The sequence below is a fragment of the Chryseobacterium sp. genome, from assembly GCF_022869225.1.
In the GTDB taxonomy this organism is placed as follows: domain Bacteria; phylum Bacteroidota; class Bacteroidia; order Flavobacteriales; family Weeksellaceae; genus Chryseobacterium.
This window is the reverse complement of the sequence record NZ_JALIHL010000001.1, coordinates 1,742,650-1,766,274: the sequence shown is the minus strand read 5'-3', so window position 1 is coordinate 1,766,274 and position 23,625 is coordinate 1,742,650. Positions and strand designations below refer to the sequence as shown.

Annotated in this window: 19 protein-coding genes and 1 pseudogene; 12 read left to right on the top strand and 8 right to left on the bottom strand. The window is 37.7% G+C overall.

The annotated features are described in order from the left end of the window. Positions 1-74: 74 nt before the first annotated feature. Positions 75-401, bottom strand: coding sequence for a nucleotide pyrophosphohydrolase (locus MUW56_RS08260; protein WP_292012738.1), 327 nt, complete (start codon positions 399-401; stop codon positions 75-77). Continuing rightward, positions 401-1,810, bottom strand: coding sequence for a hypothetical protein (locus tag MUW56_RS08255; RefSeq protein ID WP_292012737.1), 1,410 nt, complete (start codon positions 1,808-1,810; stop codon positions 401-403). The genes MUW56_RS08260 and MUW56_RS08255 overlap by 1 nt, the downstream gene beginning before the upstream one ends. Positions 1,811-1,994: 184 nt before the next feature. Between MUW56_RS08255 and MUW56_RS08250 the strand changes: the two genes are divergently transcribed. The 8 genes from MUW56_RS08250 to MUW56_RS08215 all read left to right on the top strand — a co-directional run bounded on the left by MUW56_RS08250 (position 1,995) and on the right by MUW56_RS08215 (position 10,875). After that, positions 1,995-2,246 (top strand): type B 50S ribosomal protein L31, encoded by a 252-nt coding sequence (locus MUW56_RS08250; protein WP_002976190.1) that lies wholly within the window; start codon positions 1,995-1,997, stop codon positions 2,244-2,246. Between the two features lie 468 nt (positions 2,247-2,714). Next, positions 2,715-3,875 carry a GlmU family protein gene (locus MUW56_RS08245; protein ID WP_292012736.1) on the top strand — a complete coding sequence of 387 codons (1,161 nt, stop codon included), beginning with the start codon at positions 2,715-2,717 and terminating at the stop codon, positions 3,873-3,875. A gap of 98 nt (positions 3,876-3,973) precedes the next feature. Then, positions 3,974-4,483, top strand: coding sequence for a sigma-70 family RNA polymerase sigma factor (locus MUW56_RS08240; RefSeq protein WP_292012735.1), 510 nt, complete (start codon positions 3,974-3,976; stop codon positions 4,481-4,483). After that, the gene (locus MUW56_RS08235; protein ID WP_292012734.1) at positions 4,458-5,126 is read left to right on the top strand and encodes a hypothetical protein; all 669 of its coding nucleotides are present in this window, start codon (positions 4,458-4,460) and stop codon (positions 5,124-5,126) included. The genes MUW56_RS08240 and MUW56_RS08235 overlap by 26 nt, the downstream gene beginning before the upstream one ends. 59 nt (positions 5,127-5,185) lie before the next feature. Continuing rightward, on the top strand, positions 5,186-6,463 hold the full coding sequence (locus MUW56_RS08230) for a DUF4252 domain-containing protein (RefSeq protein ID WP_292012733.1): 1,278 nt from the start codon (positions 5,186-5,188) through the stop codon (positions 6,461-6,463). A gap of 11 nt (positions 6,464-6,474) precedes the next feature. Further along, a complete protein-coding gene (locus MUW56_RS08225; RefSeq protein WP_292012732.1) occupies positions 6,475-6,975 on the top strand; it encodes a DUF4252 domain-containing protein in 501 nt (166 codons plus the stop codon). 198 nt (positions 6,976-7,173) lie between these two features. Continuing rightward, positions 7,174-8,634, top strand: coding sequence for an IMP dehydrogenase (gene guaB, locus MUW56_RS08220; protein ID WP_292012731.1), 1,461 nt, complete (start codon positions 7,174-7,176; stop codon positions 8,632-8,634). 396 nt (positions 8,635-9,030) lie between these two features. Further along, positions 9,031-10,875 (top strand): GEVED domain-containing protein, encoded by a 1,845-nt coding sequence (locus MUW56_RS08215; RefSeq protein WP_292012730.1) that lies wholly within the window; start codon positions 9,031-9,033, stop codon positions 10,873-10,875. Positions 10,876-10,929: 54 nt separating this feature from the next. On the opposite strand, the gene MUW56_RS08210 is transcribed toward MUW56_RS08215, so the two are convergent. From MUW56_RS08210 to MUW56_RS08190, 5 genes and pseudogenes are all read right to left on the bottom strand, one after another. After that, a complete protein-coding gene (locus MUW56_RS08210) occupies positions 10,930-11,127 on the bottom strand; it encodes a KTSC domain-containing protein (protein ID WP_292012729.1) in 198 nt (65 codons plus the stop codon). A 95-nt stretch (positions 11,128-11,222) separates the two neighbouring features. After that, the gene (locus tag MUW56_RS08205; RefSeq protein WP_292012728.1) at positions 11,223-11,906 is read right to left on the bottom strand and encodes a T9SS type A sorting domain-containing protein; all 684 of its coding nucleotides are present in this window, start codon (positions 11,904-11,906) and stop codon (positions 11,223-11,225) included. A gap of 6 nt (positions 11,907-11,912) precedes the next feature. Beyond that, positions 11,913-12,506: a phage tail protein gene (locus tag MUW56_RS08200; protein ID WP_292012727.1), complete on the bottom strand. Its 594-nt coding sequence runs from the start codon at positions 12,504-12,506 to the stop codon at positions 11,913-11,915. A 131-nt stretch (positions 12,507-12,637) separates the two neighbouring features. Then, on the bottom strand, positions 12,638-14,500 hold the full coding sequence (locus MUW56_RS08195; protein WP_292012726.1) for an AAA family ATPase: 1,863 nt from the start codon (positions 14,498-14,500) through the stop codon (positions 12,638-12,640). A gap of 14 nt (positions 14,501-14,514) precedes the next feature. Continuing rightward, positions 14,515-15,584 (bottom strand): annotated as a pseudogene (locus MUW56_RS08190) (DUF4407 domain-containing protein). Between the two features lie 375 nt (positions 15,585-15,959). Here MUW56_RS08190 and MUW56_RS08185 point away from each other — a divergent pair. Both MUW56_RS08185 and MUW56_RS08180 read left to right on the top strand, forming a co-directional pair. Further along, entirely contained in the window at positions 15,960-19,535 is a 3,576-nt protein-coding gene (locus tag MUW56_RS08185; protein ID WP_292012725.1) for a DUF6443 domain-containing protein, read from the top strand. Next, complete coding sequence (locus MUW56_RS08180) at positions 19,535-19,906, top strand: hypothetical protein (RefSeq protein ID WP_292012721.1); 372 nt, start codon at positions 19,535-19,537, stop codon at positions 19,904-19,906. Before MUW56_RS08185 ends, MUW56_RS08180 begins: the two co-directional genes overlap by 1 nt. Before the next feature lie 47 nt (positions 19,907-19,953). Here MUW56_RS08180 and MUW56_RS08175 read toward each other — a convergent pair whose 3' ends face one another. Continuing rightward, positions 19,954-20,319 (bottom strand): helix-turn-helix transcriptional regulator, encoded by a 366-nt coding sequence (locus MUW56_RS08175; protein ID WP_292012720.1) that lies wholly within the window; start codon positions 20,317-20,319, stop codon positions 19,954-19,956. A gap of 131 nt (positions 20,320-20,450) precedes the next feature. Here MUW56_RS08175 and MUW56_RS08170 point away from each other — a divergent pair, with 131 nt between their 5' ends. Together MUW56_RS08170 and MUW56_RS08165 are read left to right on the top strand one after the other, a co-directional pair. Next, positions 20,451-22,799, top strand: coding sequence for a CHC2 zinc finger domain-containing protein (locus MUW56_RS08170; RefSeq protein ID WP_292012724.1), 2,349 nt, complete (start codon positions 20,451-20,453; stop codon positions 22,797-22,799). Positions 22,800-22,901: 102 nt separating this feature from the next. Next, a complete protein-coding gene (locus tag MUW56_RS08165; protein ID WP_292012723.1) occupies positions 22,902-23,195 on the top strand; it encodes a hypothetical protein in 294 nt (97 codons plus the stop codon). Positions 23,196-23,625: the final 430 nt, after the last annotated feature.

Genomic DNA, 23,625 nt, shown 5'->3' with positions numbered 1-23,625 from the left:
GTAAGACATCAGATAAAAACGTCAGATGACAGACTCAGTCTGCTATCCGAAATCTATTACCTGAGGTCTTCCCCCTATTTTAATTTTTCATTATTCTGATGGCGGTCCTTATCGCGATCAGTTTTTATTTTCATTTTTCTGTCAAAAGCGTCCTGCAGATTCACTCCTGTTTGATTGGCTAAGCATAATGTCACAAAAAGAACATCCGCCAGCTCTTCTCCCAGATCCTTGCTTTTATCACTTTCTTTTTCACTTTGCTCGCCATATCTTCTGGCAATGATCCTGGCTACTTCACCCACTTCTTCCGTCAGCATGGCCATATTGGTCAGCTCATTGAAATAGCGTACGCCGATGGTTTTGATCCATTCATCGACCTGTTGTTGTAGATGCGTTATTTCCATTACTGATAAGCTCCTAGGGTAGGGTTAGACGTTCGGGATACATTTACAATATCAAAAGGAACAGTTCCTGCTATGGTAACATTGCCTTTTGCTCTCGCTGGAGAAGGGGTTTTTACCCTTAGATTCATTTTAGCCATGAAATAGTTGACAAACTGTGGATCTTCATTCTTAATACTTTGTATTACGTTCACATTGTTGTCAAAAGGGAAGCCTGCTTCCGATGTGGAGGAGTATTTTAATAAACAATTTTGAATGATGAATTCAAACTGTTGTCCCGGAGTCTGTTCAAACTGTACGGAATTATCCCTGTCGGAATAGACGATACTGTTTTTTATGCTGAGCAACTGCAAAGCGCCCTGCTCTGTCTGGCCCGCATCATTTTTCCACTCGTTGGTTGCAAAAATCCCTTTGCGGTCGAATGAACCCATAGTTTTAGAATAATTCGCAATCGTTGCATGAGTATAAGTATGATTTCCCCCTCTGAATATTCCGATACATGATGCCCCACAGTTGTTCATCACAAGATTGCTGGCATTAACGGTAGAGCCTACGGCATAAATTCCGTATTCAAAGAAGGTATGAATAAATGAATTTTTAATGGTAGCATTGGTTTGCCTCATGTCCAGTCCTCTTGTCCCTCCGAAAAGCCTTGTATGATTCATATTAAGCGTAGAATTGGCTTCCATTCTGATAGAATTCCAGTTCTTGGGAAGGGTATCATGATCCAGATCGTTTCTGTCTCCTCGGAGGATCACCTGCTTATCCTGTGTTCCGTTGATATTTAAAGTGGCTCCGGAAGAAACTTTCATCCCGCTGTTTTGGTGGAAATAAACGTTGGTTCCCTGTTCAATATTCAACATGATGTTCGGGTTAATCGTCAGGTTGCCATAAATAATTTTTGCTTTAGTATTATCCCAGGTGGTAGGTGTACTGATTACATTAGGATTCGTTGGGGTCTGAATAAAAAATTCGGCATCCTGAACTACAGAAAATAGCGTTACATGCTGCTTTCCTGCGGGGCCGGTAAATACAATTTTATCTTCAGCGATGGCTTCGGGGCCAGAGGCCTCAGGAGCGATTTCGACAAAAATATAAAGACTGTCCTTCTTTCTTAAAGGAACATTCTTAAAGTCATATCCTGGTTTTCCGTCTACATTGATTCTATATAATGATGTAGCTCCCTTTTCAAGATTAACCCTCGGGATCAGAATATCTTTATCTTCATTATTATATACTTTTACAACATACGTTTCTGAGCGGACCTGGTGGTATACCGTGTCACAAAATACAGTATCCCTAGAAAAACTAAGCTCCTGTGAAGGAGAATCAAAAGTAATATCATCCTTATTACATGATACCGCAGCAAGCAGTGCCCAAAAAGAAAAAGCCAGTAATAATTTGAATTTCATCGAAATTAAAGTTTAAGTAGGTTCCAAATTTAACGAAAATACTTTGAATTTCTTATCAATAAAAAAATATTGAATCCAGTATTTGGAATTTTAAAAAAATGTTGTACTTTTGCAACCTAAAATTAGCAGAGAAATATCCATTACTATTTCGAAAGCAAACTTTAATTTTTTTAAAAATTGTATTATGAAAAACGGAATTCACCCAGAAAATTATAGACTTGTTGTTTTCAAAGATATGAGTAACGACGAGGTGTTTCTTTGCAAGTCTACTGCAGAAACAAAAGACACTATCGAGTATGAAGGACAAGAGTACCCTTTGATCAAAATGGAAATCTCTTCAACTTCTCACCCTTTCTACACTGGTAAAGTGAAACTAGTTGACACTGCAGGTAGAGTTGATAAGTTCATGAACAAATACAAAAAATTCGCTAAGTAATTTTTTGAAAATTAAAATATAGAAGTCTTCCAATTTTTTGGAAGACTTTTTTATTGGGTGGAATTTAAAGAGGGATGAATACAACAGTCCTCTTTACAAGACAAGATCAGGGCAGTCATTGATTGGTTTTTCTCTTTAATGTCCCCTGGATTTAGGTGTGTTTTATTCAAGTACAGTAAGAACAGGCCTTAGCATGTTCTAAAAAGGCGATCATTCCAACGGCTTTAAACCCAAACTAAACTTACCACAGTAAAATTTGCCGGTTTATATATATAAAATTCTTTATCCGGAAGGAGAGTCTTAATCTTCAATCTTTTTAATCTCCCCTCCCTGTTATAATTTCTCAGATGTTTTCGTATTTTTGTTTTAGATAGAATCCAGAAACTGGAAGATCATTTCGGCGTACAATATCGCCCAATCTGGCTTTCAGGGTCTAGCTTCTAATTTCTAATCTCTAACTTCTAAAAAATGCAATTAGTATTTTCAGACGCTCAATATTGGGAAGACTTTCTTCCGCTTACATTTACCCGGCCGGTTGCAGCAATGCGATGCGGAATTCTTACTTTCTCCGAAAGATGGCAGAAAATCCTGGAGAATACCGGGGTCTCTTATTTTACGGAAAACTATCTTCAGGATAAGTTTAAAAGTCCTGAAGACAAGGAAAGCCTTTTTCTTGTCCCAAACTTTTTGCCGACAGAAACGGTAATACAGCAGATCAAAGATCTGAAACAGGGAGAAGCTTTGGTTTACGAAGATGAATTGGTGGCAGCTAGAATCAATATGAAAGATTTTTCTTTACATCAGATTGAAAAAATGACGGATATCAAGGAAAAGCTTATTTTCTTTAAAAAACCGGCAGATCTTTTCACCTATAATCATCATGCCATTGATTTCGATTTTGAACTCCTGACCAAAGGAAGAACTTCACAGGAGCTATCTTCTACCAATGGTTTTTTGGGAGACAAAAAAGATCTGTTCATTGAAGAAGGAGCTCAAATTGAGTTTTCCACATTGAATACCAGAACCGGAAAAATCTATATCGGTAAAAACACTGAAATAATGGAGGGCTGCCACCTCCGCGGTCCTATAGCGCTTTGTGATGATTCTAAATTTAATTTAGGCGCTAAAATCTATGGTGCGACTACAGTGGGACCTCACTGTAAAGTAGGTGGCGAGGTGAATAATATTATTATTTTTGGATATTCAAGTAAGGGGCATGAAGGTTTTGTAGGGAATTCTGTTATTGGAGAATGGTGTAATTTCGGCGCAGACAGCAATTCATCCAACATGAAAAACAATTATGGAAATGTGAAATTCTGGAATTACAGATCCAAAGCCTTTGAAGATACAGGCTTACAGTTTGCCGGTCTGATCATGGGGGATCATTCCAAAACAGCAATTAATACCCAATTAAATACGGGAACTGTTGTAGGAGTGGCTTCCAATATTTTCAAACCGGGGTTTCCCCCTAATCTTGTGGAAAACTTTTCGTGGGGAGGACTTAAAGATGACGAAAGGTTTAAATTGGATAAAGTCTACGAAGTAGCAGAAAGAGCAATGGCAAGAAGAAAAGTCTCCTTAACAGAAGAAGATAAGGCGATTCTGAAACATATTTTTGATAGCTATTAATTGGCAAAATAAAAAACTTCAATTTTTTTTGAAGTTTTTTTATTTTAGATGTAATAGATTTGAAACGGCAGTTGTCTTACCTATAAGAAACAAAACTCATGACCCAAGAAACTTTCAAGAATACGGTGTTTATTCTCAAAGACGAGATGTATCGTTTTGCGAAAAGATTCGTCATGAGCAGTGATGAAGCAGAAGATGTAGTACAGGATCTGATGATGAAGTTCTGGCAGAAGAGGGATGAGCTGGGGCAGTTCGGGAATTTTAAATCCTATGCGCTGAAGTCTGTCCGGAACGAATGCCTGAACCGTCTGAAGCACCATGACGTAAAGATAGGATTTGCAGATATGCAGCTTCACCGGTCGGAGCTTTACAGTATGGAGGTTGATAATCTTAAAGAACATATTATGGGATTTATCAATCAGCTTCCGGAAAAGCAAAAAATGGTCATCCATTTAAAAGATGTAGAAGAGTATGATGTTTCTGAAATTTCTGAAATGTTGGAAATGGAAGAAAATGCAGTAAGGGTAAACCTTATGCGGGCACGGCAAAAAGTAAAAGAACAAATCTCACAACTGATGAGCTATGAAAAAAGATCAATTACAAGATAAATACGACGAAATCTTCCGGGATATAAAGGAAGAAAAAATGAACTGGAGCTTTGAAGATTTTCTTCAGCAGACAGAAGAAAAAGAAGCTGATCAGGATTCGGCTCCCATTATTCCGCTGGAAAAAAATAAACCTTCCTTCCCAAAATGGTTCTGGATGGCTGCAGCAATACTGCTTCTTTTCAGTGTAGGTTTCATTTTCAATACCTACCAGGATCAGGCCGCTCAGGACAAAGAAAAGCTGGTAAAAGATGAAGTACTGAGACAAAAATCCAGTTTTATAGAAGAAAATAATGATCATCAGGGGCAGGTTGCCGTTAATCATACCGATTCGATTTCAGGAGCCAAAAAAGACTCTATTTTCAAGGAAAATGCTGTGGCTGAAAAAGATGTACTGGACGAGATCCTGCCGAAAAGAGGAAGGCTTAAAAAAGAGAGAAGACCAAGATATGTGAACAACTCCTCTTTTAAAAATAATGCAATGAAGGATTCTACAGGATATGAAAATTCTTACGTTATTGTTAACGGTAAAAGAATTGACAATGTAGAAGAAGCTATTGATGTGACTAAGTATTCATTCCAGATATTTGCAAATAACGTTAGTGAAAAATTGGTACAGCCTAAAGTGGTAGATGACGATTATTAACTGAAAAAGATGTTGGTCTGATCAGTACTAATCATTAACTTAAAAATAAAAATTGACTCATGAAAAAACTATTCATAATATTCGCTCTTGTTTTCTCCCATTTCTTTAATGTATATGGACAGAAAGATAAATTTGACCAGCTTTTTGAAAAATACCAGGAGGTAGAAGGGGTCACTTCCATCAAGATTGCCAAACCTATGTTCGGAATGCTGAGCAGCCTGAATATTGATGATTCACAGCTGGATCAGATCAAACCGCTATTGTCCAAAATAAACGGATTAAAGATCCTCGTTACAGAAAACCCTGAAAAAGCAAATACAGCAGACGGCCGCAGGGTTCAGAATAACCTGTCCCAGCTGAGCAGAGATATTTCATCCTACCTGAAGAATCTAAATTACAGTGAGATCATGACTGTAAACAATTCGGGAGCTAAAATCAAATTTCTGTCCTCAGAAGCTAAGAACGGCATTTTAGATGATCTGTTGCTGAGCATTGACGGAGGAAGCGGGGAAAGTATTTTTGTAATGCTCGACGGAAAACTGTCTATGGATGATGTGAGCAAGATCGTCAATTCCAGCGAAACAAAGAAAAACCCGAATGTCAGAAGAAATAATCTGACTTCTGATAATAATTCATCATATCTTAACGGCGAGGCAAGAACCGTAGGTGATTTTTCGGGAATTCAGGTGAGTACAGGCGTAAATGTGATCTTTAAACAGGAAAGGCCTACCAGTGTAAAAGTCATTGCGGATTCTGACAAACTGCAGTACATCATTACAAAAGTAGAAAACGGTACCCTGAAGATCTATATTGATAATAAAGGCGTCAGAAACTTAAGATTTAAAAACTTAAGTGTCAATGTCTCTTCTCCAAAAATGGATAATATTGATGTTTCATCAGGCTCAAACTTTACAGTAGTGAACTCCATTCAGGAAAAGAATATGAGAATTGATGCTTCATCGGGAGCCAATGTAACAGGAGATTTTAAAATATCGGGGGCTACAGACCTTTCTGCATCTTCCGGAGCGAATGTAAGAGCAGATATTACTACCGGGAATATCGCCATTAAAAGTTCCAGTGGTTCCAATATCAGTCTGCGTGGAGATGCAGAATCAGGAAAGATTGATATCAGCAGCGGAGCGGTTTGTAAAGCGGATGATTTAAAGTTCACCTATGTGGAAACAGAAGCAACTTCCGGAGGAAATCTTACGGTAAATGTATCAGGGAAATTAAAAGTAAGAGCCTCTTCAGGAGGATTGGTAAGATACAAAGGAAGACCTGAAATAGATTCGAATATCAGCAAGAGCTCAGGAGGAACATTAAGACCTATCGATTAAAAATAATGACCATGAAAATTTTAAAAAACATGTTTCTGGCTGCCCTGGCTATCATTACCCTTCAGTCGTGTATTGTTTCGGAAAAGCCGAATATAGGTTTCTTTTCAGACTCCGGATATGATTTTAAAGGGGCAAAGTTCACCAGTATTAATGTCCCGCTGGCCCTGGCTAAGCCTTACATTAAGAAAGCCATGAGAGAGGATGGCGAAAGTGAGGAAATGATCAGCCTGATCAAGAAAATCTCCAAAATAAAAATCCTTACCGTAGAAAACGGAACCAAGGAAATGCTGAAAGATTATGCTCAGTATTTAAATGATAACAGGTATGAAGACTGGGCAACGATAAAGCATGATGGAGATAACGTCAATGTGCGTGTAAAACAGGATGGTGATGCGATTAAAAATATGCTGATCACGGTAAACTCAGAGAAAGAACTCGTATTTGTAGATGTAAAAGGAAACTTTACAGCCCATGATATCTCACAAATGATCAATTCTGTTTCCAATAAGTAACGGGATCACCTAAAAATTACGAGGAAAAAGCAGACCTTCAACAAGTAACTTCAACATACTTATTATTTTGTACCATCAACCATTCTTGAAAAAGGATGGTTTTTTGATTTACGTTATTGATTATTAATTTTTATTTAAACTATTAAAAATGATTTTCATATCTCACCAAAATAACCTAATTTTGCAAAGAAAGTAAAGATGTCTATTCATAACAAAATTGTAGAGACAGCCATCACTTTCGATGACGTTCTTCTAGTCCCTTCTTATTCAGAAGTTTTACCTAACCAGGTTTCATTAAAATCAAGACTTACCGACAAAATCACGCTGAATGTTCCGATAGTTTCTGCTGCGATGGACACAGTTACTGAGGGAGATCTTGCCATTGCTCTGGCCAGAGTGGGAGGTTTAGGTTTCATTCATAAAAATATGACGATTGCTGAGCAGGCTGCACAGGTAAACCGTGTGAAGCGTTCCGAAAATGGAATGATCTCAGATCCGGTAACCCTTTCAAAAGATCATACATTAGGAGAAGCTAAGGATATGATGTCGAAATATAAAATTTCAGGACTTCCTGTAGTAGATGCTGATAACGTTTTAATCGGAATCATTACCAACAGGGATGTAAAATATCAGGAAAACCTTGATATGAAGGTAGAAGAGATCATGACAAAAGAAAAACTGATCACTTCCGATAAAGATACCAATCTTGAAAAGGCAAAAGAAATTCTTCTTAAAAACAGAGTAGAGAAACTTCCGATTGTAGATAAAGATAACAAACTTGTTGGGTTGATTACCATTAAGGATATCGATAACCAATTAGAATATCCCAATGCCAATAAAGATCAGAACGGGCGCCTTATCGTAGGAGCAGGAGTTGGAGTCGGAGAAGATACTCTTGACAGAATTGAAGCTTTGGTAAAAGCCGGTGTAGATATCATAGCTATTGATTCTGCACACGGACACTCCAAAGGAGTGCTGGATAAAATTTCAGAAATCAGGAAAGCATATCCAGCCCTGGATATCGTAGGTGGAAATATTGTAACTGCAGAAGCGGCTAAAGACCTAATCGCTGCAGGAGCAAACGTTCTTAAAGTAGGAGTAGGACCGGGATCTATCTGTACAACCAGAGTGGTTGCAGGAGTAGGTGTACCTCAGCTTTCTGCTATTTATAACGTTTACGAATATGCTAAATCCCAAAATGTAACAGTAATTGCTGACGGGGGAATCAAGCTTTCAGGAGATATTGTGAAGGCGATTGCAAGTGGAGCAGGAGCGGTGATGTTAGGATCTCTTTTAGCGGGAACAGATGAAGCTCCGGGTGAGGAAATTATCTTCCAGGGAAGAAAATTCAAGTCTTACCAGGGAATGGGAAGCCTTTCAGCCATGAAGAGAGGAGGAAAAGAAAGATATTTCCAAAGTGAAGCTAAAAAGTTTGTTCCGGAAGGAATTGAAGGAAGAGTGCCTCACAAAGGAAAATTAGAAGATGTGATCTTCCAGTTGACAGGAGGTTTAAGAGCTGGTATGGGATATTGTGGAGCTAAAGATATTGAAGCTTTACAAAAGGATTCCAAATTGGTAATGATTACAGGAAGCGGATTAAAAGAATCGCATCCTCATGATGTAATTATTACCCAGGAAGCTCCTAACTACTCTTTATAAAAAGAATACAATAAAGATTTCAAAAAAGCCGCACTATTGAGTGTGGCTTTTTTGATTTTTTTACATCATATAATAAAATTAATTGAAAAATTTTCCTGATTTAGTTTGTAGAATAGTAATAAGATCTGCTATTCTGTTATTTCATTGAATATGTGTTTTTTAATGGAGCTTTAATTTTTAAATTTTAATATAAATTCAATATTTGTTTGATGATATTTATGCAATGTTTTAAAATGGTGTAAAAAAAACAATTTTTAAAATGTAACAAAAAAGTATTTTTTTCTACTAACTAGAGATATTTTTAAATTGTGTTTATTCTTGTAGGAGAAAAGTAGGCATAAATACTGTGAAAATGTAATGATATTGTAAATTTGAAACTTTTTAAAGATTAATAGAATGAAGAAAACTTTCCTTTATGCAGCGGCGCTATTTTCGCTTTCGTTGTCTGCACAACAGCAACAAAGATTTTGTGGTTTTGACCAAACATTAGGATTGCAGGATACAACAATCCCTGGTGTAAGACAGGGTTTTGATAAAGTGATCAGAAATATTCAGGCTGAAAGACAAGCAAATCCTTCATTGTCAGCTGGTAAAGTAGTAAATGGTGTGTATGAGATACCGGTGGTAGTTCACGTTATTGAAGGAAATAATGCATCATTTACCAGAACGGATGCTCAGATTCAGACCTGGCTGGATAATGCCAATAAAATGTATGCAGGAACATATCCTTGGCCTGCAAGCGGTGTGCCTGCAGATTTCGGAACATCGGCTGTATTTCCTATTAAACTGGTTTTAGCCAAAAGAGATCCTAACTGTAATGCAACAACGGGTATTGTAAGATACAGCGGAAGTGCATTAGCCGGGTATAATACTTCCGGAATGGCTTACCAGACAGCTAACGGAGCGAGTAGAGCAGCAATTAAAGGATTGGCGCCACACTGGCCTGAAGCTTCCTATTTTAACATCTATGTAATTACAACATTTGATGGAGAGACAACTCCTAATGCAGGTTTGATGGGGTTCGCGGCATTCCCGGATAACCTTGATGCTAATTATGAATCTTTCATGAAAACCGGAGTAGTCACTAATCCTCACGATACAACATTTGCCCATGAATTCGGACATGCGATGGGTTTATATCATACGTTTGACGGAGGAACATATGATGCACACCCCGGAGATGCAGATTATTGCCCTCCAACAACAGGAAACTGCGCAGAAGATGATGACGGAGTATGCGATACCGAAAGATCGGGAAGCGGGTACTGGGCATGGCCGGTTCCTTCCAATTCTGAAATCAACCCTTGTACGAGTGTCAACTATCAGGGGGTACAGTATAATATGATGAACTATTCTAATTCTGTTGCTCAAAAGTTTACGGCAGGGCAAGGTCAAAGAATTAATGATTTATTTATGTTGTTCAGAAGCAGCTTAACAACTTCAAAAGCAGGTACTGCTTTACCGTCTACTCCTGAACCGTCTGTGGTACCGGTTGCTTCATGTGCTCCTTCAGGCCTTGCAAATCCTGGAAACTATTTGGCTGGTCCTGTTTCTGTTAAATTAGGACAAATCAATAATGACTCTCCGGGATATTGGGCAGCACATCCATCGTATTATTTAGATTACACTACAAAGGCTTGCTCTATGAGTATACATACTGCATTGCAGGTTGGTCAGCAGCAGACTATTCAGGTGGGGATTACACAAAATTCTCAGAATGCACGTGTATGGATTGACTACAACAACAATGGTACTTTTGAAACTAATGAATTAGTAGCAAGCGGTGATAATATTCCGCTTGGAGCAGATCTGAATGGTACCTTTACAGGAACGTTTACGCCGCCTGCTACAGCTACATTAAATACTTCGTTAAGAATGAGAGTTATTGTAGATGATGGCGCACCTACTCCATGTGGACAATTATTGTACGGACAGGCAGAAGATTATTCTGTAACATTGGTAACGAACCTTGCAACCAGTGAAGCGAAAGCAGATAAAGATGATTTGGTAATTTACCCTAATCCTGTAGCATCCGGTGATAAGATTTTCATTAAAGCTAAAAACAGTAAAAACCTAAAAGTTTCAATTTCTGACATGGCAGGAAGATTGGTGGCAACTCCATCTGTAACGGCAGAAGGAAGCGATACTTTCAAAGTGAACCAACAGCTTGAGAAAGGAGTTTACATGATCCAGATTTCTAACGGAAAAGATACGAAAACATCTAAGCTGATCATTAAATAATATAAAACCTTTAGTATACTATAATACCTCCACCTGCGTGGGGGTATTTTTATTTCAGCTTATCTTGACATAGTTAAATTTAGGCTTAATGACTTTATTCAAGAACCTTCCTTTAGAGGCTGCCTTTCTGAACTTTTCAACAATATCCTGTGGTACTTTAAGATAGTCATATACTGCTCCTGACTGATATATAATTCTCAATATTTCAGTTTCGGGAAAATAGACATAACTGTTGACAACACTTGAAGGCATACTAAACCGATGCAAAAAATGTTCCCTGTTATGAAATTAAAAAGCTTCCGGAAATTCCGAAAGCTTATAAATATATTATCTTGAGAAATGAACGTTTATTTTTTTATGAACTTAAATTCATAATGCTGAAGGTCTCTGGCGATCACTCTCAGGATATACATCCCTGAGGTAAGCGGTGAGACATCAACCTTTGGATTAAACCTCTCAGACCGTATAAGCCGCCCGTCTATACTATAGATCTGAACTGTTTGCCCGCTATCAATCCCTGAAATCCGTATGACATCAGAAACGGGGTTCGGAAAAATCTGTATTTTGCTTTTTGTAATTTCTGAAATGCCTAAAGTAGGGCCCTGTACATCACCTGTCATTGTGGAATTTCCGGCGGTGAGATTTCCTCCGCATTGTCCCGTTGTAACAGCTGTGTTCTCCACCCAGGTGCCGGTATTGTTACCGGGTGGAAGGGAAAGAGCATTATTTCCTGTGGAATTGTAATAGATCAGGAACGGACTCGCAAAAGTACCATTTCCTTCATCCGCAAGAAATTCCCATCTTGATAGAGTATTATTCCATTGAATTTTAAATTCGCAGCTTCCTAATCCTCCACAAGGTTGACCGTCAATGGGTGTTGTGATATAGATATTCTTGTTATTGGCATCAACTCCGGTTTTGTTGAAAACAAAATTTTGATCATCAAATAAATTATGACACCCATTAAACGTTATAGTCTGTGCAAAAGCTGAGCTTCCGAAGATCAGACATAATAGGTAGAATAATTTCATAACCTTTTAGTTTTGTGTTGGAAAGATCCCTGTTAATGAAATAATACATTTCAAGGTAATAAATGGGGGCCTGTTTTCGTGAGGCTGGGTTCCTCCTGCAGGATTTACCATGGTGCTTTTCATCGTTGTATTCGCTGCAGCATCGGAATATTCTTTATCGAGAATTTTAGTGTCTGCAGGAAGGCTATTTGTTGGTAAATTCTGATTTCCTTCGGCTGTTACCGCATTGATGGTATGAGTATGGGCCGGCATCTGTGTTACTGTTAAAGTAACGCTTTCCGCTCCGCCTACCTGCCCCATCGTATAAGTCGTTCCACCTCCGGGAGCCTGCCCGTTATGAACGAGTACTCTTCCTCTCATATCCGGTAAAGCAAAGTTGGTGGTGCCATTTCCGCCATAAGTGGTTCCCAGCAATGCAAAAAGAGCCTGATTGGTAGCAATCGGCAGTAGCTGTCCGTTGCACTCTGCCCAGTTTTTGGGTGCAAAATTATAAGGGACGAATGCAATTTGTCCTAAAAAAGGATCTGATCCTTGAGCTTTTAGAGTAGGGGTAAATGCACTGCTGATCAGCAGTGTACATGCAAAAAGTAAATTTTTCATGATGGAAAGTTTTAGTAGTATAAAATTATGAAATATTTATCCATAATAATTAATAAAAAGAAAAACCTTTCAGTTTTAACTAAAAGGTTAGATTTTATTAATGTAAAATTAAATTATTATAGATTTTTTCACTAATTGTTTAGTAAGTCATAATAGCCTGCAATATGCAGATAGCCCTCTTCTTTGATAGCTACCTTTAACTCATGCCTGATAGCAATATCATAGATTTCTTTAGGTTCCATACTTCCTTTTTCGCTAAGCATTTTGCTCATGTTTTTCAACAGATCCAAATGTAAAATAAGATCTGCTCTTGTTATTGCGGCGAGCTCCTGCATTAGCTTTTCCACCCGTTCATCAGTGATATGCTGCTGCATTCGGTGAGGATAGTCTTCGAGATTGTAAGCAGCCTGGTAATCTTCTTCAAAACCATATTTCCTGATATAATCTATAGCAATTACAGTAGCCTGTTCCCTGTCATGGCTTCTTCCTATGCTGGCATTCTTTTCTCCGAAAACAATTTCCTCTGCAATACCTCCTGCCAGATAAATTTTAATCCTATCCAGCAGACTTTCTCTGGTATCATGAATCTGATGTGGGAATGTAAAGCCGGCTGCATAGCTGCTTGCCACCTTACTTTTCAGCTGTAATGGAGCAAATCCCGTATACAGCATATAAGAAACGGCATGACCGCATTCGTGGACGCTGATGTTGGCAACGGCATCCTGCTGATTAGCCTGGCGGATGCTGTCAATTCTTCCCAAATAAGGAATTTCAATCATCCGTTCACCTACTTTTCCGGTAATGATCTTCTGCTCTTCCAGGTAATTAATTTCTATAGTTTTATCTTCATGAATAATAGCTTCAAAAAGAAATTTGCTGAGGTTGGTGTCCAAAATATCAACTACGCTGCTGAATACCGGGCGTACTCCCTGTACAGGAAAGACTCCGTTCCTGTAGATCAGCTCGTTGATCGTTTTATTTATTTTTAATGCAACCCCATACTTTGTTTTGGTTTTATGCTTCAAATTACTGATCTCCCGCTGGATAAGCGTATGAAAGTCCTCTGTTTTTAATGAAAAATAAATAAGGTGGATATTTCCAAACCTGGCCACCTGCTCAGGACGGAACTTTCTTGCCAGGGCATTCTTGATATCTACCACCGTTATTTTCTTGGTAAAGGCATGATAAATATTGGCATCTACATCTGCCTCGCTCGTTTCGCGGGACATTTGAAAAGCCTCATCAAGGTTTCCGCTGATGATGATCAGCATCTTGCTGTAATCTACAGGTTCATAGATTTTCTTTTCCTTTTGTTTTTTACGGATCAGCTTGATCATATCCTCCTCTTTCATATCAATGATGCTCATGACATCATCTTCAATGCTGAGGTATTTTTTAAGCTCTTTAGCATCCCAAAGGTTAAGGTAAGGATTTTCTTCAAGATCTGTTTCACCGCTTAATTTTCTTCTTTCGTTTTCCTTTTTACGGAAAAGGTAAGAGAAGAGATAATGTTCCAGATCATCACGTTCCCTTTTACTAAGGCGTCCGTCACTTAACAGCTCCCAGAAATCGGTAAACTTGGTCTGGGCTACGGGAGTGCCATCAGGCTCAATCGTATTAAACCGCTGGATCTCATCAAAAAGAGCAATGCTGGGCTTTTCGTCACTGAGGCCGTTGCTTTGAAAGATATCGGAAACACTTTTGCTCCAGGAGGTTTCGTCATTATTGCTGAGTTCTATTTCTACAAAACGGTTCTGAAAATCCAGAAAACGGACCATCTTTCTTACCAGATCTGTTTTTCCTACTCCTGTCATTCCCCAAAGGCTGATCACTACAGGGCGGGTCAGAATTTCAGGCATCAGATACCAGATCTGAATATATTCCATCAGGTCATCAATAATTTTATCTATTCCGATGAATTCTTTTTTTAGGAAGGCTTTGCAGTCATCCAGCTTTTTCTTTTTCTTTCGGATCTCTTCTTTATCAATAATCATGTGTGAAAAATACACTATTTTTTTAAATTATCCTTAAAGTCATCAATGCGGAAGTCGGTAAGGGCATTGCCTTTTTCAATCTTTTCTTTTGAATACAGCCTGAAGTCATTCTCTGTTTTTTCTAAAAGATAGTCATAAGGTCCTACATGAGAAATTAATTTGACCAAAACCGGGGAGATCTCAAGGCAGATAAACAGTCCCATAATGAAAGCCGCAGCCAAACCGATAATGGCAGAGCTTTTACCAAGTTCATCCAAAGCCTGCAGTCTGGCTGCAAATCCATTGAACTTATCCTCGAAGGTTTCTGTAGATTTTCTTTCGGTTTCCAGGTTGGTATAGACTTTGGAAATTTCTTTATCCAGATAGTCTAATCTTGGAGCAGCCTGTTTCTGATAGTTTTCAAGATCCAGTCTGCGCTGTTCTTTTAATTCCTGTTTACGTTTGGCATTGGGTCCAAAACCTTCCTTACCACTGGTTAATCCTGATTGTTTTCCTAAAATCTCTTTTTCAAGTTCTACGGATGCAGAGTCATAGGCCTTTTGGTATTGGGCGATCTTTTCTGAGATTTGCTTTTTCTCGGTTTCAAACGGGCCGCTTTGCTGCAGAATTCTTCCGTTCATTTCACCCTGAAGCTGCTTTTTATTTCTTTGAATAATCGTATTCAGCTGTTTGTTAACCTCTTTTTCGAAAATTTTAAGCTCTAAAGGCTTGGAGATAATAATTCCTAAAAAAGTAGCAAGAATTAACCGGGGGATAGCCATCAGGATTTGATTCCACCATGTTCCGGTTTTTTTTATTGAGGAAACAATGTAGCGGTCCAGGTTAAAAATCATTAGCCCCAGAGAATGCCGAACCCGGCTGCTGTCCAAAGGTTATCAAATACCGTATACATGGCATAGCCGGCAGAGAGCGTTGCAAAAACTGCCGTGAAAAGTACGATGCCTCCTATCCCGGAAAATTTATTCCACTCACTTGGGGTCTTTCTTAATATATGAATGTTTCCTCCGGAGCATACCATCAGAAACTTTTGGAACCAGTTTATCTTGTGATTCGGTTGATTTATAGTTTGTTGGTTTGTTTTCATAACTGAAAATTTATACAAAGGTAGTACTAAAAATCATACCAATGTAAAAGATAGTATTATGTTTTACCAAGTAATTGTGCTTTTGATTTTAATTTATTGTAAAACAGGGGATTAGATTTTGTATTGAAATATTGTTATTATTCTTTTTAAAATAAATTACGGGATTTTATAATAATACGACAAATTCTGTCGCTTTAGAGCAATACTTTTGAATGATAATCACTTAAAATGATGGAAAGATTAACGGATGATGAATTTGTAGTAAATCAGTGTTTTAAGTCTTTTTACAGTGAGATAAAAATAATATTTTTGCAGCAAAATAGATCAATAATAATTTAAATTGGACACAAGTATGAAAAAACTTTATCTCTGTGTATGTACTGTATGCTCAGTCTTCATGCTGTCTGCCCGGGAAGTGATCTGGCAGAAAGATATCAGTTCTTCGACGCAGGATTTTCTAAGCCAGGTGACCACTACAAAAACGAACAGGCGATGAAAAATTTTAAAAAGATAATTACACCCCTCAGTGCATTATTTGTGGTGGGGTTTTCCTCGGCGCAAACAACACCGAGTCCCGCAGAAAATTATATTTACAGTAAAACCTATTTATCAGACCCTGCACTTGCCAATCCCAAAACCTCAGAAACGATTCAGTATTTTGACGGCCTGGGAAGACCCAAGCAGGTCGTGAATGTCAAATCCTCCCCATTGGGCAGGGATGTGGTGAGCCATATCGAATATGATGATTTTGGAAGACAGGTAAAAGAATTTTTACCCGTTCCCCAGCAAGGAACTCAAAACGGAGCAATTTACACCTCTCCATTAACCAATGCTTCCCGGCCGGATCTCTATGGCCAGGAAAAGATTTATTCTGAAAAAGTTTTGGAAAACTCACCTTTAAACAGGATCCAGCAGCAGATCCAGGTAGGAAATGCCTGGCAGAATAAGCCTGTGAAGTTTGACTATGATGTGAATATTACAGGAGAAGTTATTAAATATACCACAACGACCACCTGGGAAAATGGTGCCACTAAGTCTACCATTGATTACGGAGGGACTTATGATAGTGGACAACTATATAAGAACACAATAACCGATGAAGACGGCAACAAAACCATAGAATTCAAAAACGGCAGAGGACAGCTTTTGTTAGTGAGAAAAGTACTGAGCGCTGCCCAAAATGCAGATACGTACTATGTTTACAATGAATATGACCAGCTGTCCTTTGTAATCCCTCCACTGGCTTCCGCGCCCACTGTGGAACCGGCTGCCGTAGAAAACCTGTATTATCAGTACCGTTATGACGGCAGAAACCGTTTGGTAGAGAAAAAACTGCCTGGAAAAGGCTGGGAATATATGGTGTATGATCAGGCGGAGAGGCTTATCATGACCCAGGATGCCAATATGCGGGAGAAAAGCAAATGGCTGATTACCAAATATGACCCATTCGGAAGAGTGGCTTATACAGGGATCATTGCCGGAGGAAGCAGAAGCAGCATGCAGTCCCAGGCAGGGAATCTCATAATAGTGGAGAACAGGAGCAGTACAGGATTTACCAAAAACGGAATGCCGGTTCAGTACAGCAATGGATATTTTTTTGATATCGAAACGGTTTTAAGTGTTAACTATTATGATACCTATCCTGCAGGATCACCCGCTGTTACCAATGCATTTGCCCAGCCTCTTCTTACGGATAATCCGACACAGGACCGCACGACCAAAGGACTTCCTGTAGCCACTTATGTGAAGAATATAGAAGATGACAACTGGACCAAAACCTTTACCTGGTATGATACCCAAGGCAGAATAATAGGGTCGAGAAGCAATAACCACCTTGGAGGATATACCGTATTAAACCATAAACTAGACTTTACAGGAACCATCCTTCAAACAAATACTTATCATAGAAGGTTAGGATTAGCAACAATCCCAGAAATAGTCACCAGAGAAATCTTTACGTATGACCCCCAGAACCGGTTGGTTAAACTTACCCATCAGGTCAATGGTAATCCTGTTGAAATATTAGCCCAGAACAAATACAATGAACTTTCCCAATTAGAAAGTAAGAAAGTAGGCGGAGTAGTGGCTGCTGCTCCCCTTCAGCAGATTGATTATCAATATAACATCCGTGGCTGGATGACCAGAATTAATAACCCTTCCAACCTGAGCGGAAAACTATTTGGATATGAACTTAAATACCATACCCCTGCCAATACTCTTTTCGCTATCGGAAGATACAATGGAAACATTGCAGAGGTGGATTGGAAAACATCTAATGATCATGTTTTAAAAAGGTATTCATATAGTTATGACAGCTTAAACAGGCTAAACTACGGACATTATTCCGAACCTGACAGTACCGTACCTCAAGAAGATCATTTCGGGGAAACCATAGAATATGACCTGAACGGCAATATTACCCGACTGTACCGGAATACTAAAAATACCACCAATGGGCTAGCCATGCAGATTGACAACCTGAGCTATACCTACTCCGGAAACAGACTTTTGAAAGTAACAGATGCTGCTCAGAATTATTCAGGATATAGCGGTGGAGGAAATACCATAGGGTATGACTCGAATGGCAATATGACAAATCATTTAGATAAAGGAATTAATGAGATTACATACAACTTTCTGAATCTTCCTTCCTCAGTGAAGAACAACAACAATACCAGTCCTTTCGGGAGCCTTAGTTCTTATTTGTACAGGGCTGACGGGACAAAACTTAAAAAAGGATATTCTTATTATAAGAGAGACTGGCAGGGAAATACCAGCCTAGCTTATACCGTTACGGATTATCTGGATGGCTTTCAGTATGTGTTGGAAAATTCAGGGATATCATGTTTGGATTGCCCCCCGGCTTCCCCTGCATTACAATTTGTACCTACCTCGGAAGGCTATTTTGATTTTGTAAAAAATAAGTATATTTACAACGATACTGATCATTTAGGAAATGTACGATTAAGTTACATGAATAACGGATCAGGAGTTGAGATCATTGAAGAAAACAATTATTATCCTTTTGGATTAAAACATGAGGGGGTGAATGTGTTGGCGGGGAACCCTGCTTATCAGTATAAGTACAATGGAAAGGAATTACAGGAAATAGGAATGTATGATTATGGAGCGAGGATGTATATGGCGGATCTGGGAAGATGGGGTGTTGTGGATCCGTTGGCGGAGAAAATGACAAGACATAGTCCTTACAATTATGCGTTTAATAATCCTTTGAGATTTATTGATCCCGATGGAAGACAGGGAACCGATTGGATAAAGATGGTAGATCCTAAGACTAATCAAACCACTATGACATATGACGCGAATGTAAAAACTGTAGATCAAGCAAAAGAAGCAGGTTATGCAAATGTTGATAGTGTAGGAGCAACAGGAACAATAAAAGTAGATGGCAACACTACACATACTTTGAACGAAAATGGCTCTGTAACGCAAGTAGCAGACAATAGCACCTCTTACGGAAGTTCTAATATTAGCGGCATTGAAGTAAATGCATTAGAAACACCTATAAGCGGTATGGCTTCACAAATTTCTTTAAATTGGGCTCTTGGAGGAGGATTAAATTTAGCATTTGGGTTTGTTAAGGATTCATATGGAGATTCTTCTTTTTATTACACAATTGGAGGTAATTTAGGTATAGGAGCTGGTTTAAGTCTTGATTTTATTCCGATAACGGCAACAGATCCTAATAGAAACTTTCACGTAAGTGATTATGAAGGTTATGGAAATTCGTATAATGTAGGTGTTGGTCCAGTTTCTGGATCTTATGGGGGATCTACTAATGAAAGTAAATTAACGCCTTCACAAAATTTTAATTATAATGAATGGGGTAAAAACAAAAATGGATATACTACTAAGTCGGGAAGTTATGGAATTGGGGCTGAAGCTGGAGCTATGTGGACAAGGTCTAAAACTACTTTAATTGGGAGATAATGAGAAGTTCAAAAAGAAAATATTTCTTGGGTGTTTTAGGGGTTGTATTGATTTTTGCATCTATCCAAATCTATTTTCATTTTTATCCATCTAATGATGAAAATGATTTATTATTTAAAAAAATTAGAAGCAAGACTATAAAATCTGTTATTGATAGAAAATCAATAGATTATTCTAATCACGGGGCAACATATATTGTATATGGTAATGACAGTTTGCCCACACATACAGGTTGGAATGAGAAAATTCAAATTGGAGATTCTATTATAAAAGCAAAAGGAACATTAAAACTTGTAATAAAGAATAATTGGAAAATAGACACTTTAGATTATGAATCTAACATAGATGAAGTTCTATCTACTAATTTTTGAAATTATCCTCCTATAAAAAAACTGCCACTCTTTCGAGTGGCAGTTTTTTATTTTACATCTTGTAGCACGTTTGAGAGCGCATCTTTCAATTTACGTTTACCTATAAAAGCGTCGAGCATTGTGTATATGGTTTGTTTTTCTTCAGGAGAAAGACTTTCCATCAATGCTACTTTTTCCATCAGCGATTTATCGAGCGAATTAATTTCTTTGAGTTCATCAGTAGAAGCAAAAAGTTCTGCAAGTGTTATTCCCAAAGCTTTAGCAATACGTTCCAAAGTATTTACAGAAGGATCTGTTTTGCCGTTTTCTATACGGCTGTATTGTGCAGTATCTAAACTTGCATTAATGGTCACTTCCTTTTGAGAAAGGCTTTTAGCAAGTCTTATTCTTTTGATGTTTTCACCGATGTTCATATTGTGGACTTTTAACACAACAAATTTAGCAAATAGTTCCATATATTAGAATCAATAAAATTATATATTGTATAATAATACAATTTAATATATCTTTGCTGTATTGTAATAAAAGTCAAAAACTTTTCACTATGGAAATCTCCGCAATAAAATCCCAGTTATCACTCTCTATAATCTTGCAGTATTACGGTTTAAAACCCGATAAAAATGCGAAAATGTGTTGTCCGTTCCACGAGGATAAAACGCCATCAATGCAGGTGTATTACAAAACACAGACAGCCTATTGTTTTAGCAGTAATTGCAAAACCCACGGAAAAAGTATGGATGTGATCGATTTTATAATGCATAAGGAGAATTTATCCAAGTACGAAGCCATTAAAAAAGCTGAAGAGATTTTAAATCCAAGTTCCGGAAATCAAGAAATCAGCAGAGAACAATTTTTAAATAATATGTTCCAATATTTTAGAAATGCCATCAGTAACAGTAAACCAGCAAAAGAATATTTGGAAAAAAGAAATCTCGACAACAGTATTTTAGAAATCGGTTACAACTCGGGACAGTTCCACCACGGGGAAAGGAAAACGGAGGAATTATTGAAACAGGCTTTAGAAGTTGGATTGTTGCAGGACAAAGGATTAATCAACAGCAGAACAGGTGAAAAAGGTTACAGTCCTTTTGCGAAATGGTGCATCTGTTTTGCGCTTAGAAATCAGAAGAATCAAGTTACAGGATTATATTTTAGAAGTATTTTAAACGATGATAAAGCGAAGCATTATTATCTGAAAGACCGAAAAGGAATCTATCCCGGTTATCCAAAAAAGGAAACTAAAAAACTGATTTTAACGGAGGCGATTATCGATTGTGCAAGTTTACTCCAGATAAAAGAAATACGGGACAATTACAGTCTAATAAGCTGTTTTGGAACCAATGGATTAAATGAAGAAATCTTAAAAGCAATAAAAGAACTTCCGGAACTTGAAGAAATTATTTTCTGTTTTGACCAAGACGATGCAGGAGAAAAAGCGGTAAAAAAATATGCTGAAGACCTTCGGGTTATGAGCCCGACGATTACGCTGTCAACGGTTGAACTTCCGAATAAAGATGTCAATGAAACGTTGCAGTTCCACAATGAAGAAATATTTATTGACTTATTAGAAAAACGGAAATTTATTTTTTCGACTGAAGAAGTTGTGGAGAGTCCCTCTATCTCCACAGAAAGAATACAAGTCACTGAAGAAAAGGAAATTACGAAAACCGAAAAAGACGAAATAGTAAAAAATAGTAAAAACTTAAATGCTGTAGATTTTTTAGAGCAGAAAGATTTATTGAAATCTCTCAATCAACTCATCGAAAAAGCAGGAATCATCGGGGAAGAAAACAGCAGATTATTATTGTTTTTAATCATTATAAGCTACTTAAATAAGAACCCATTACACGCATTGGTACAAGGAAGTTCGGGAAGCGGAAAAACGCATATTATCAGCAGAATTGCGGATTTAATGCCACAGGAAGATGTACTCCGGTTTACGAGAATTACAGAATCCAGTTTGTATAACTGGGGAGAATTTGATTTACACGGAAAGATAATTATCATTGAAGATCTGGACGGATTAAAAGAAGATGCTTTGTATGCGCTAAGAGAATTTATCAGCAATCAAGTGTTAAGAAGTTCAGTAACCATCAAGGATAAGAAAGGAAACAATAAATCTTCTCATAAGATTGTAAAAGGACAGTTCAGCAGTTTATCAGCAACGACCAAAGGCGAAACGTATGAGGATAATATGAGCCGGAGTTTTTTGTTGGCAGTCGATGAAAGCAAAGAACAGACACAAAGAATTATCGAGTATCAGAACCGCAGAAATGCAGGAGAAATCGATAGAAACGAACAGGAAAAGGCAATCGGTTTTGTACAGAAATTAGTTAGAAATCTGAAATATTACGAAGTAATAAATCCGTATGCAACAAAACTGAATCTTCCCGAAAAGGTTCATAAAATAAGGAGATTAAACGAAATGTATCAAGCGGTAATAAAGCAAGTTACTTTTATTAATCAGTATCAGAGAGAAGTTAAAAACGGTTTTCTGATTACAGAAATCGAAGATATAGAACAGGCTACAGAGGTTTTGTTTGAAAGCGTCGTGTTGAAAGTTGACGAGCTGGACGGAAGTCTGAGACAGTTCTACGAAAGATTAAAGAAGTATGTAAAGAATGAGAACCAAGAATTTATTTTAAGAGAAATAAGACAAGAGTTCAATATCAGTAAAACGCAAATGTTCCGATATATACAGGCGTTGACGGAATTAGATTACATCAAACAAAACGGAGGTTTTGCCAACAAAGGAATAAAATATAAAATCAGCTATTGGGATAATCACCAAAAATTGAGAAGTGAAATCAAAGAGTTTTTGCAGAATCAAATACGACAGTTGAAGAACGCTAACGGAACACCACAGGAACACAAAGGGAACGCTAAAATATAGGGTTACGACAGAAAGAAATACGATGAATAAAGGATTTACAGAGAAAATAAAATCTTGCGTTCCAAAATTTAAAATATTGAGTAAGCAAAACGGTCGTAGAATATGGAAGACATTTATTTATTCAGAAAAGAATTACAGAATCTGGGCTATTGTGAAACGGTTACCAATACATATCCAAGACAAATCAGAGTGTTTTTAGAATTCATTAAAAAAGAGAATACAGCAATAAAATCCGAAGATATTTTAAACTATTACAACCATATAAAAACGGTAAAGGGAAAGAGAACAAAAAAGCCATTTCCCAATACTAGACCAGCCACAGAAAAAGACTTTTTCTCCAACGCTTCAACCACCCGAAATAAGGAAAAATGCACCCCCGCTCTGAATCGCCGTTGAACTGGAAGTATGTTAAAGGATGTGGATTTGTGGATAAAGCCGAAGCTTTTGCCATCGTTATTTTACCCACAAGTCCACATCTACAACAACAGCGACAACAATACCACCGGAACCACAAAACAAATCGAAAGAAAGTATATATTTGTAAAACAATAGCCCACCTGGCGGGGTGGACTACTGAAAACTAAATTGAAAGAAAGTGATTACAACCGGGTTTGTAATCACTTTTTTAGTTTTCCTGTATTTTTAGTAACAATAACAAAGGCTGTCATCGCTAAAATCACGAGGAAAAGTAGTGCTAGAATGGTAATTGTATTTTCCATGGAACAAATGTAATTACAACTTTGATTTATTACAATTGGAAAACAGGTATAAAAAGTAATATTTTAATAATTATATGGTTTAAAAACCGTTTTTATTACATCCTTGT